Source organism: Paraburkholderia sediminicola (assembly GCF_046026675.1).
Taxonomy (GTDB): domain Bacteria; phylum Pseudomonadota; class Gammaproteobacteria; order Burkholderiales; family Burkholderiaceae; genus Paraburkholderia; species Paraburkholderia sediminicola_F.
The window spans coordinates 3,068,941-3,080,224 of record NZ_JAQQEY010000001.1; the positions used below are offsets into that span (position 1 = coordinate 3,068,941).

10 protein-coding genes are annotated in these 11,284 nt (G+C 60.7%); 5 read left to right on the forward strand and 5 right to left on the reverse strand.

Going from position 1 to position 11,284, the window contains the following annotated elements; all coding sequences use genetic code 11:
* The first annotated feature begins 429 nt into the window (after positions 1-429).
* Complete coding sequence (locus PQQ86_RS13175; RefSeq protein WP_408267337.1) at positions 430-1,308, forward strand: prohibitin family protein; 879 nt, start codon at positions 430-432, stop codon at positions 1,306-1,308.
* A gap of 139 nt (positions 1,309-1,447) precedes the next feature.
* On the opposite strand, the gene PQQ86_RS13180 is transcribed toward PQQ86_RS13175, so the two are convergent.
* The 3 genes from PQQ86_RS13180 to PQQ86_RS13190 all read right to left on the reverse strand — a co-directional run bounded on the left by PQQ86_RS13180 (position 1,448) and on the right by PQQ86_RS13190 (position 5,377).
* Entirely contained in the window at positions 1,448-2,818 is a 1,371-nt protein-coding gene (locus tag PQQ86_RS13180) for a GntT/GntP/DsdX family permease (RefSeq protein ID WP_408267340.1), read from the reverse strand.
* Between the two features lie 80 nt (positions 2,819-2,898).
* Complete coding sequence (locus tag PQQ86_RS13185) at positions 2,899-4,017, reverse strand: porin (protein ID WP_494478228.1); 1,119 nt, start codon at positions 4,015-4,017, stop codon at positions 2,899-2,901.
* A gap of 157 nt (positions 4,018-4,174) precedes the next feature.
* A complete protein-coding gene (locus PQQ86_RS13190; protein ID WP_408267343.1) occupies positions 4,175-5,377 on the reverse strand; it encodes an aminotransferase class V-fold PLP-dependent enzyme in 1,203 nt (400 codons plus the stop codon).
* Between the two features lie 118 nt (positions 5,378-5,495).
* Between PQQ86_RS13190 and PQQ86_RS13195 the strand changes: the two genes are divergently transcribed.
* The 4 genes from PQQ86_RS13195 to PQQ86_RS13210 all read left to right on the forward strand — a co-directional run bounded on the left by PQQ86_RS13195 (position 5,496) and on the right by PQQ86_RS13210 (position 9,560).
* Entirely contained in the window at positions 5,496-6,359 is an 864-nt protein-coding gene (locus PQQ86_RS13195) for an IclR family transcriptional regulator (RefSeq protein WP_408267345.1), read from the forward strand.
* Positions 6,360-6,440: 81 nt separating this feature from the next.
* Positions 6,441-6,902: a RidA family protein gene (locus tag PQQ86_RS13200; RefSeq protein WP_408267348.1), complete on the forward strand. Its 462-nt coding sequence runs from the start codon at positions 6,441-6,443 to the stop codon at positions 6,900-6,902.
* A 137-nt stretch (positions 6,903-7,039) separates the two neighbouring features.
* Entirely contained in the window at positions 7,040-7,369 is a 330-nt protein-coding gene (locus tag PQQ86_RS13205; RefSeq protein WP_408267350.1) for a hypothetical protein, read from the forward strand.
* Positions 7,370-7,448: 79 nt separating this feature from the next.
* Entirely contained in the window at positions 7,449-9,560 is a 2,112-nt protein-coding gene (locus PQQ86_RS13210; protein WP_408267353.1) for a phosphocholine-specific phospholipase C, read from the forward strand.
* Between the two features lie 107 nt (positions 9,561-9,667).
* Here the strand turns inward: PQQ86_RS13210 and PQQ86_RS13215 are convergent, their stop codons facing one another.
* Positions 9,668-10,957: an MSMEG_0569 family flavin-dependent oxidoreductase gene (locus tag PQQ86_RS13215; protein ID WP_408267355.1), complete on the reverse strand. Its 1,290-nt coding sequence runs from the start codon at positions 10,955-10,957 to the stop codon at positions 9,668-9,670.
* Positions 10,958-10,983: 26 nt separating this feature from the next.
* Entirely contained in the window at positions 10,984-11,268 is a 285-nt protein-coding gene (locus PQQ86_RS13220; protein WP_408267358.1) for an MSMEG_0570 family nitrogen starvation response protein, read from the reverse strand.
* Positions 11,269-11,284 lie beyond the last annotated feature (16 nt).

An 11,284-nucleotide genomic window follows, 5' to 3' on the forward strand; every position in this document is an offset into this window, starting at 1 on the left:
GCAGTTTTTTATGCGGCGTAAATAAAGAAGCGTGCCGCTCGCAAAGCGCTTGCACGATCAAGCGCTTTAATCCCCCCACTCTAAAAGATACCGTTGCGCAAGCATTCAATATGCTTGTAGACTTCGCCACAACTTCGCTGATTTCTTTAATCGCCAGAAACATAAAAAACAACAAATTCGCTTAATGATTTCGCACCGCCTCAATGCAAACGAACAAACTGGCGTTCTTTGATAACACTCGTCCATACGGCCTATTGAGTGCCCTCATCGCGCTGCGCCGGGCGGCTCAGCCGGTTCGTTCTTATTCCAGATTCGCTAAACACTCTTTCCACTTTCCGCCACACCTCCGCATGAGACCGGTCGAACGACGTGCGTAACCAACCGGTCTTTTCTCTTTTATTGTGTTCTCTCACCTGATAGATCATCGACATGGGCCAGATTATTGTTGTTCTCTTCTTCGCCGCCATTATCGGCGCGGCAGCTGTATTCGCTTCTAAATCGCTGCGCAAAGACCATGAGCCGCAAATGCGCTACGGGGTCATCACATTCGTCCTGGTTGTGGCTGTCGGCATGCTGTTTTCGTGTTTTACGCAGGTTTCGCAATCGCGCATCGGCGTAGTAACGACCTTTGGGCATATCGAAACGGACACGCTGTCCGAGGGCCCTCACCTGGTCAGCCCGGTATCGCGGGTGCATGAGGTATTCATTGGGCTCGATGTCGCCAAGGTGGAAGGCGCGCAAGCTGCATCGAAAGACCTGCAGTCAGTGCATACCGACCTGACGATGAACTATCGCGTCGACCCCAATAAGGTTCGCGCACTGTTTGCGATGGCGCCGTCGCTCGAGTATGAGGCGTCGTATGTGCAACCTGCGATGTTCGAAGTGTTCAAAGCGGTCGCTGCACGCTACACCGCTGAAGAACTCGTCACAAAGCGCCAGCAGGTGTCGACCGACATCATGAGCGGCCTGATCACCAAGCTCAAAGGCTACGGCTTCCTGATTCAGGACATCAACATCACCAACTTCAAGTTCAGCGCCGCGTTCGATCAGGCGATCGAAGCGAAGGTCACAGCCAGCCAGCGCGCCGAGCAGGCCGAGCGCGAACTCGCGCGTGTGAAGTTCGAAGCGGATCAGCAGATTGCCAAGGCACGCGGTGAAGCGGAATCGATCGCGATTCAGGCGCAGGCCGTCAAGACTAATGGCGGACAGGAATATCTGCAGTTGCAGGCGATCAACCGCTGGGACGGCAAGCTGCCGACCTATATGGGCGCCGGTGCGCCGCTGCCGTTTCTGAACATTGAGAAGTAAGGCATCACGTGGCCGCTGCCCAGTAGATGGGCAGCGGCATTTCTACCGCTCGCCGCGCCGCATGAGCATTGCGGCATCTTTATGTATCGCCCGATTGCGACGTGTCCTCAAGATACGCCGCAATCGGCCCTCTCCCCGCTCAAATCACGGTCGAAAGTCCCAACGTCAGTACAAGCGCCGTCACCGAAATGATCGTTTCGCAAACAGTCCACGTCTTGAAGGTTTGCGGCACAGTCATACCGAAGTACTCCTTCACCAGCCAGAACCCGCCGTCGTTCACGTGCGACAGAATCAGCGACCCTGCGCCGGTGGCGAGCACCAGCAACTCGGGACGCACTCCGCCCACCGTACCCGCCGCCGCTGCCGCGATCGGTGCAATGATGCCGGCCGCCGTCGCCATCGCGACCGTCGCCGAACCGGTCGCCACGCGAATCAACGCCGCCACCAGCCACGCGAGAATCAGCAGCGGCACGTGCGCGCCGGTCGCCACATCGACGATCGCCTTCGACGCGCCGCTATCGATCAGAATGCGTCCGAAACCCGCGCCCGCCCCCACCACCAGCGTGATACTCGCAGTCGGCGCAAGACACTCGTTGGTGAACTTAAGGATCTGCTCGCGATTAAAGCCACGCGACTTGCCGAACGTGTAGAAGCTCAACAGCACGGCCAGCAACAAAGCCATATCCGGATGGCCGATCAGGCGCAGCGCGTTGTTCATCGACGACTTGGCCGGCACGATCGCATCGGCCCAACTGCCCACCAGCATCAACAAAACCGGCAACAGCACCGTCAACAACGTGATACCGAAGCCCGGCAGTTCCTGATGCGAGCGCTTCGCGTCCTGTTCAATGAACTGCTGCGCCATCGGGTTAAAGCCGTCGAGCACGACAAAGCGCGCGATCAGCTTGGAGAACAGCGGGCCAGCCACAGCCGCGGTCGGAATGCCGACGATCAGCGCGTAGAAAATCGTGTGACCGATATCCGCGTTGTACGCCGTGACCGCGAGCAACGCAGCCGGGTGCGGCGGAATCAGGCCGTGCACGACGGACAAACCCGCTACCATCGGAATGCCGACGCGAATCATCGACGTACCGGTCCGCTGGGCGACGTTGAACGCGATCGGAATCAGCAGCACGAAGCCGACTTCAAAAAACACCGGCAGGCCGACGAGAAACGCGATGCACATCATCGCCCAATGCACATTCTTCGGCCCGAACAGGTCGATCAGCGTACGCGCGATACGTTCCGCACCGCCCGATTCGGCCATCATCTTGCCGAGCATCGTACCGAGCCCAACCACGATGGCAATATGGCCGAGCGTGCCGCCCACACCGGTTTCGAACGACTTGAGAATCGACGTCGCCGGCATGCCGACGGCCAGTGCCAACGCCACCGATACCATCATCAACGTGATGAACGGGTTCATCTTGAAGCGCGCGATCAGCACGACCAGCGCGATGATGGCAATCAATGCATAGACGAGTAACAGACTTCCTTGAACGGTCGCCATAGGTGCTCCTGAAGAGAAAGAGCCGCGCCGCAGTTTCCGTTAAGCGGAATGTTGTATGCGCAGCGGCACGGGCGGCGTACTTAGAACTTGTGGCGAATGCCGGCGACGGTCACGAACTGGCCGTTGTTGCTCGACGGATTCGAAATGCCTTCGACCCATGCGTGCGAACCGGACGCACGTTGGTAGATGCCGTTCAGGTAGAGATCGGTGGTCTTGGACAGGAAGTACTCGCCGCCCGCGCTCAGCTGGTTGTAGTGAGCGTTGGTAGCCGTGGTGCCGCTGGTGTTCTGCGTCGTGTAGATGTAGCCGAGCGCGAGCAACGTAGCGGGCGTGAACTGATACTTCAGGCTGGCTTCATAGTTGGCGAAGCGCAGGCTGCCGCCGCTAAGCAACTGGAATTGCGAGTTCGTGTACAGCAGTGCGACGGTTGCCGGGCCGAACACGTACGAGCCGCCCGCGCCCCACACCTGGTTGCGCTTCACGCCGCTGATGATCGACGAACTGGTGCTGTAGTAGTTGTCAGACGGCGCCGCGCCCGTGGTGTTGGTAGCCGGCTGATTGACCAGCGAGTAGGCCGCGTCAAGGTGCAGCGGACCGTTCACGTAATCGGCGCCGACGCTCCATGCGCGATTGTTGGCGAACTCGCCCGCCGTATTCGAGAACGCGTACATCGCGTTCGCGGTGAAGCCGGCATAGGTCGGTGTGGTGTACTTGACCGCATTGTTGGTGCGGTACGTGTTGTTGATATCGTCGTTGTCGTAGATCGCGTTGCCGTACTGGCTCATCGCGCCGACGCCATTGATCTGCATGTTCGACAGATAGTCCTGCACACTGTTGTACTGACGGCCGAGCGTAATCGTGCCCGCCGTGCTGTTCGAGAGCGCAACCCATGCGCTGCGGCCAAACATGCGGCCACCCTGACCGGACGCGCCACTCTCCAGGCTGAAGCCGTTTTCGAGCTTGAACAGGACCTTGTTACCGCCGCCCAGATCTTCGCTACCGAGCAGGCCCCAACGCGAGCCCTGTACATTGCCCTGCGTCGCCTGATAAGCCTTCTCACCCTTCTGGTTATTGGTGAAGGTAAAGCCGGCATCGACAATGCCGTACAGCGTCACGCTGCTTTGCGCGTGAGCGGCCTGCGCGGCGAGTCCGGCGGCAGCGAACGCGATGGCCGTACGAAGAATCTGCTTGTGCATCATGGTTTCCTCAAGTCGAAAGAAAAACGAACGCCGGTTACACGATGGTGTTCCAGCGATATAAGTAGTACTAAGCGGGCAAGTCAAAGGGGCACCGGAATGAAATCCGGTGCCAGGGTCAAACAACGGTCATCGATCAATCGAAATGAACCGAAGAGAATCAATCCGGCCAATTACGGCGCGCGGCAATGCGGCGCGCGTCGCGCTGGTAAAAAGGGGTAACGACGGGTTCGGGCGACTTTCCTGCGCGCTCGAGCTCGGCAGTAAGCCGTGCCAGTACGATTTGTTCCTCGCCCGGGTGCAGATTGCACGGGTCGATGAAAAAGAAATGCAGTTCCGCTTCATGATCGCGCACAATCACCGGCGCCTCGCCTTCGGGCGGCCGTGCGAGCGCATCGGCGAGATCCCACGCGGTGATACGTGCCTGCCTGGGATCGATATGCAGTTTCAGACGATCGAGTGGATTGCCGGTCGGGTCGGCGTCGATCTCAGCCCAGACGCCGTCGCAACGATTCAAGGTCTCGCGCCACAGCGTGAGGTAGCCGCGTTCGCGGGCGCGAACCGCGACATGGTCGCGCTGCTGCCATTGTTCGAGCGCGGTAATCGCGCCCACAATGCCTTCCTTGCCCACTTTCATGCCGCGGCCAATGCCGCCATTCTGGAAATATGCGGCACGTACCAACGTTTTCTTACCCGCGACGATGCCGGCGGTCAGTCCGCCGAGAAATTTGTGCGCCGAGTAGAGCGCGAGATCGGCGCCGGCTGCGATAAAGCGCTTGAGGTCGTATTCGGAAGCCGCATCGACGATCACGGGCACGCCCTTCGCGTGCGCGATCGCAATGAATTCTTCAAGCGGGATCATGCCGAATTGCACCGTATGATGCGAAACCACGTAAAGCGCTGCAGCTGTGCGTTCGGTGATGGCGGTATTCAGTTGGTAGCCGTGCGCTTCGGTCGCCGCGCCCACCGGGACGACGCGCGCGCCGGACAGACGGATCGCCTGGTCCACCGGTGCGCCATAATTGACGAGGTGACCGGTTTGAATGACGACTTCGTTGCGCTGCAGGGCGGTCGTGTCAGGCAGCCGTTCGATCAGGCCGTGGTCGTCGCCCGTCATGGCGGCGGCGATGCAGAGCGTGATCGCCGCCGAGCACGACGCGGTGATATACCCGGCTTCGCTGCCGCACGCCTCGGCAATCGCCGCCGAGGCTCTGCGCTGCAGATCGTCGATCTCGACGAATTGCGGCAGCACCTGCGCCACCGCGTCGATTACCGGCGCGCTAACAATGGACGCGCCCAGACTCGTCATCGTGCCTGAAGCATTGATGACAGGGCGTAAGCCAAAGCGAGAGCGAATGTCCATGAAGCGCCTCCGACCGGGTATTTCTTAATTATGGAATATATGTTGTAATTACGGATCAGTCTAGCATACAATCACCCTGCGTCAACTGGACAAAAACATCTCGCGTCAGAGGAGTACGATGGCTCGCACGTCCCGACCTTCCGCGTCCGAAGCAGTACCCGCGGCGCCTTCAGCCAGCGCCGAAGCACAGGCTGAAGCTGCCGCGCCGCGCACGCGCACCAGCGCGATTGAGCGCACCGTGCAGATTCTCGACGCGCTCCAGCAGGCGAACCGCCCCGCCACCGCGTATGAAGTCGCGCGCATGGTCAGCGCGCCGCTGTCCACCGTGTATTCGATCATCAATGATCTGGTCGAGAAGAACCTGTTGGCGCGGCGCATGGACGGCACGATCTGGCTCGGCTCGCGTCTGTACGGTTACGGTTTGACGTACGCCAGCTCGCTCGACTACCTCGCGGTCGCTCATGAAGAAATGCAGCGTCTCTCCGCCGAAGTCGAAGAGACCGTGCAGGTCTGCGGACTCGAAGACGGCATGATGGTCGTACAGCAAATGGCCGAAGGGCCGGGGCATTTCCGCGTGACCTCGCGAGTGGGCAGCCGCGTGCCGCTCAACTGGACCGCGTCCGGACGCTTGCTCGTCGGCCACCTGCCGGATGCCGAACGGGTCGCGTTTTTTGCGCAGCACGCGCAAAGCTCACCTACCGGCCGCGCGGAAACCCGGCCGCAAGTGCTCGCGCAGATTGCCCGCGAGGCGCTGGAGGCGCGGCTGTCGATCCAGATCGGCGAATCGGATGCGTCCGTGGCGTGTCTCGCGGCGCCCGTGCTCGACAACACAGGCGCGTGCGTCTTCACGATTTCGATCGTGATGCCCGAGGCGAAAGCCGAGCTCGGCACCGAACGTTTCGCACAAGCCGTCCAGGCGGTGGCCGCCCGTATCGAAGCGCGCCTCGGCTGGCGGCATCGCGAACAGGAACCGGCGGCGTAAGCCCGCGCCAAACCCTAAGCCTTGAATCCCCCGCGCACAACGCTGACTCCCTAAAGACCGCTCACCATCACTTCCCCATCGATGAACTGCTACGACCGGCTGCACACGCGCGGCCTCAAGCTCCCGCAAGTGCCGACGCCGATCGGCAATTTCACGCACTGCACGCGCGAGGGCAATCTGCTGTTTCTATCCGGCCAGGGTCCGCTCGACGAATCCGGCTCGCTGATGACCGGCAAGGTCGGCGCCACGGTCAGCGCGGACGAAGCGTACCGGCACGCGCAGATGGTCGGCCTGAATCTGCTCGCCGTGCTGCATAACGAACTGGGCGACTTGGGGCGCGTGAAGCAGGTCGTCAAGCTGCTGGGCATGGTCAACGCGGTGCCGGATTTCACCGAGCATCCGCGTGTGATCAACGGCTGTTCGGATCTGTTCGTCGATGTATTCGGCGATGCCGGTCGGCATTCCCGCTCTGCAGTCGGCGTGGGCTCCTTGCCGGGCAATATTACCGTCGAGATCGAGGCGATCGTCGCGATCCAGGATTGACGGCCGCCCAATTCTCAACAAATACCCAAATTTCCACATCTTCACAAAAGTTACACAGGTAAGCGACTATTCTTGCGCATCGCTGACCTGGGCGCGTGGATGCCCTGGCGCATCCTCCCCGTGCCGGAGACATTGCCATGTCTGTTGTGTCGAAGCCGACTACTGCCTTACATCGCAAACGTTTGGCAGGTGCGCTGATTGCCGTGTCCTTATGCGGCCTGCTTGGCGCCTGCGGCAACGACGACCAGGCACCGGACACGAACGCCTCGAGTTCTACCGACGGCGCCGGCGATAACAGCGGCGCTTCACAGGTCCTGTCAGCGAACCCGTCCGCCTCACCAGCTTCACCAGCGTTACCCGCAGTCACGATTCAAACCCCAGCACTGCCCGCATCAAGCGCCGACGCGGCGCTGTCCGCTGCCGCTTCGACGCCGCTCGCTACACCCGTCATCCACACCGTAGATTGAGTCCCGCGCTCCGTGCGACGCGTGGCTCACGCTCGTGCCGCATGGTTCGTTCCTCTTATGAAGATCGAAAGCCAAAACCATGACTTCAAAAAATCGCCGTGATTTTCTGCGCTCCGCCGCGCACGCCGCCGGTTCCGCCACCGCGTTGAGCATGCTGCCGCTGGGCATTCGCAACGCCCTCGCGATCCCTGCCAACAACAAGACCGGCAGCATTCGCGACGTCGAACATATCGTCGTGCTGATGCAGGAAAACCGCTCGTTCGACCACTACTTCGGCACGCTCAAGGGCGTACGCGGTTTCGGCGATACGCGCGCGATCAACCTGCCTAACGGCAAGCCGGTGTGGTACCAGCCGCTTGCCGCGGACGTCGGCTATGTGTTGCCGTTCCGCCCGAGCGCGCCGAACCTCGGCCTGCAATTCCTGCAAGACCTCGCACACGACTGGACCAGCACACACGCCGCATGGAACGGCGGCCGCTACGATCAATGGGTGCCGTCCAAGGGCACCACGACAATGGCCTACCTCACGCGCGAAGACATTCCGTTTCACTATCAACTCGCCGACGCCTTCACGATCTGCGACGCGTATCACTGCTCGCTGATGGGTCCGACCGACCCGAACCGTTACTACATGTGGAGCGGCTGGGTCGGCAATGACGGCAACGGCGGCGGCCCGGTGATCGACAACTCGGAACTCGGCTACGGCTGGTCCACGTATCCGGAAGTGCTGCAGAACGCCGGCATCACCTGGAAGATCTATCAGGACATGGGTACGGGACTCAACGCCAGCGGCTCGTGGGGCTGGACGCAGAATCCGTACATCGGCAACTACGGCGACAACTCACTGCTCTACTTCAACCAGTACCGCAACGCGCAACCGGGCAATCCGCTGTACGACAACGCCCGTACGGGCACGAACGCGGCGAATGGCGACGGCTACTTCGACATCCTCAAGCGCGACGTGCAGAACAACGCCCTGCCGCAAGTCTCGTGGATCGTCGCGCCGGAAGCGTATTCCGAGCACCCGAACTGGCCCTCGAACTACGGTGCGTGGTACGTCGATCAGGTTCTGCAGATTCTCACGTCGAATCCCGAAGTGTGGAGCAAGACCGTGCTGCTGATCAATTACGACGAAAACGACGGCTTCTTCGATCATATGGCGCCGCCGTTCGCGCCGGCATCGAGTGCAAACGGTTTGTCGACCGTCGACACCAGCAATGAAAACTATGCGGGCAGCGGCAATACGCCGGCGGGTCCCTACGGACTCGGACCGCGTGTGCCAATGCTGGTGGTCTCGCCCTGGTCGAAAGGCGGCTACGTGTGCTCGGAACTGTTCGACCATACGTCAGTGATCCGCTTTATCGAAAAGCGCTTCGGCCAACAGCACAATCTGGGCGAATCGAACATCACGCCGTGGCGCCGTGCGGTGTGCGGCGATCTGATGTCGGCATTCAACTTCAGCACCCCGAACGACGCGTTCCCGACGCTGCCGAGCACGAGCGGCTATGTGCCGCCCGATCAGAATCGCCATCCGGACTATGTGCCGCTGCCGCCGCTCGTGCAGGCCGTACCGAAGCAGGAACCCGGCGTGCGCCCGGCTCGTGCGCTGCCGTACGAACTGTTCGTGCGCGTGCATGGTGAAGGCGCGGAGAACAAACTGACGATGCGCTTCGTCAATTCGGGCCGCACCGGCGCTGTGTTTCTCGTCTATGCAGCCAATGGTCTCGCTGCGCCGCTGACCTATACCGTCGAAGCCGGCAAGCGGCTGCAGGATCAGTTGCCGTTGAATATCGACGGCACGTACGATTACACGGTCTACGGCCCGAACGGCTTTCTGCGCCGTTTCGCGGGCAAGCCGGTCGCGAGAAGCTGGTGGCACGGCTCTGATATCGCACGGCCGGAAGTCGCTGAAGGCTACGACGTCGCTAACGGCAACCTGCAATTGCGGCTGGAAAATGTGGGCAGCGCACGCTGCCAGTTCACCATCGTCAATGCCTATGACGCGCACAACGTGGTCAAGCATTCGGTGCGCGGCGGTGATACTGAACAGTTGTACCTCGATCTGCGCAATGCCTACGGCTGGTACGACCTGGTGATTACCGTCGACACGGACCCGTCGTTCGCACGACGCTTCGCCGGACACGTGGAAACCGGCCGGAGCAGCATGAGCGATCCGGCACTGGGGAGCTAAGTTTCATTCTGGTTTCGATTCAGTCCGTACGAAAAGAAGCGGCCGCTGCGATAGAAAGCAGCGGCCGTTTTTTCATGCATTCGCGTCGCGGCGCATAAGCCGTAATCTCAAGCTGCCACAGCCGCCCTCACCGACTCACGCTCGCGCGTTTTCTCGCGAATCGCTTGTACGACGAACTCCGCATCGCGCGCGACGCCTGAGAAGCGCCCCGATCCCCACGTATGCAGCCACGGCAAACCAACGAAATACAAACCGTCGATCGGTGTAATGCCACGGGTATGCGCCGGATAACCGCGACCGTTGAACACCGGCGCGTCGAGCCAACTGAAGTCCGGTGTAAAGCCGATGCACCAGATAATTGCCGAAATGCCGCTAGTGCGGAGATCGAGCGTCGTGCGTTCTCCGGCCGGCCGCCAGACGGGTTCGTAGACTTCACCCGCTGGCGCGTCGATGCCATGCTTTTCGATGAAGCCATCGATGCTCGCGTTGATCCGGTTGTACGTATCGTCCGCGGAGTCGAGATTGGCGGCGAGCGTCGGTGCGAAATGGAATTGCCCGTCGCGCAGATCGTCGAGCCTCCCGTACAACTCCATGCCTTCAGCGGCGAACTTGCGCAGATCGATATCGCGTCCGCCGTCGCGGCCGGTCACATAGTGGTTGGTGTTGTCGCGCACGCCTTCGCGCAGGGGATGTTTTTCGACCGGCATGTCGTAGTACTGCATGTCGGCAAGCCAATCGACCACATCACGTCCCCGATAAAAGCGCGCACAGCGCGGCGCCTCGCCGACCGCGAGCACCACTTTGCGTCCGGCCAGATGCAAGTCTTCCGCGATCTGCGCGCCGGATTGCCCCGTGCCGACCACCATGACCGCGCCATCGGGCAAGGTCTGTGGATTCCGATACGCTGACGATTGCAACTGCATGATGTCTGCGGGCAAGCGCTCGGCGAGACGCGGCACGATCGGCGTGTGATAACCACCCGAGGCGACCACCACCTGATCCGCGGTGAAATCGCCCTGCGTAGTGACGATCGTATAGACACCATCCTCGCGCTGCTTCACGCGTTTGACTTCCGCATGCTCGATTACCGGTGCTTCAACGTGTGCGATGAAGCCGTCGAGATAGTCGATGATTTCGTCCTTCTTCATGAACCCGTGCGGATCGTCGCCCAGATATGGGTAACCGGGCAACGCACACTGCCAGTTCGGCGTCACGAGACAGAACGCGTCCCAGCGTTGCTGGCGCCACGTATGCGTCACCGTGTTCTTTTCCACAACCAGATGGCCGATGCCGGCCTGCTTGAGGTAGTAGCTGACCGACAGGCCCGCCTGCCCGCCGCCGATGACGAGCACGCTGTAATGCCCGTCAGCGCGTCCAGGATGGATTGGATTCGACATGATGCGTCCTCTGCAAAAATAAGCGGCTAGCTGAATTCGATAACCTTGACGGTCGCCTCGGGCCGATCGCGAAAGCGCTCGGCATCGCGTTCGATCTGTGCAAGCTGATCCATCGCTGCCGAGCACGCAAAACCGTACTTCTCGCGCACGCGCTCCGAAGCGATACCCAATGCCTGTCGTGAACGTGCGACGAAATCGTCCAACGGATAAGCCTCGCCAGGTTTGAAGAAATCGCCAATGACGAGCGACGGCGAATAACAGTTCGCTTCATCGCCATCGGGCCACTGAATCCGAAAGTGCATGACAGGCATGACAAACCCTCAATCG

Coding starts and splice junctions, on each gene's coding strand:
- PQQ86_RS13175 (WP_408267337.1), top strand. CDS start 430: ATGGGCCAGATTATTGTTGTTCTCTTCTTCGCCGCCATTATCGGCGCG.
- PQQ86_RS13205 (WP_408267350.1), top strand. CDS start 7,040: ATGTCTGTTGTGTCGAAGCCGACTACTGCCTTACATCGCAAACGTTTG.
- PQQ86_RS13180 (WP_408267340.1), bottom strand. CDS start 2,818: ATGGCGACCGTTCAAGGAAGTCTGTTACTCGTCTATGCATTGATTGCC.
- PQQ86_RS13195 (WP_408267345.1), top strand. CDS start 5,496: ATGGCTCGCACGTCCCGACCTTCCGCGTCCGAAGCAGTACCCGCGGCG.
- PQQ86_RS13210 (WP_408267353.1), top strand. CDS start 7,449: ATGACTTCAAAAAATCGCCGTGATTTTCTGCGCTCCGCCGCGCACGCC.
- PQQ86_RS13215 (WP_408267355.1), bottom strand. CDS start 10,957: ATGTCGAATCCAATCCATCCTGGACGCGCTGACGGGCATTACAGCGTG.
- PQQ86_RS13190 (WP_408267343.1), bottom strand. CDS start 5,377: ATGGACATTCGCTCTCGCTTTGGCTTACGCCCTGTCATCAATGCTTCA.
- PQQ86_RS13200 (WP_408267348.1), top strand. CDS start 6,441: ATGAACTGCTACGACCGGCTGCACACGCGCGGCCTCAAGCTCCCGCAA.
- PQQ86_RS13220 (WP_408267358.1), bottom strand. CDS start 11,268: ATGCCTGTCATGCACTTTCGGATTCAGTGGCCCGATGGCGATGAAGCG.
- PQQ86_RS13185 (WP_494478228.1), bottom strand. CDS start 4,017: ATGATGCACAAGCAGATTCTTCGTACGGCCATCGCGTTCGCTGCCGCC.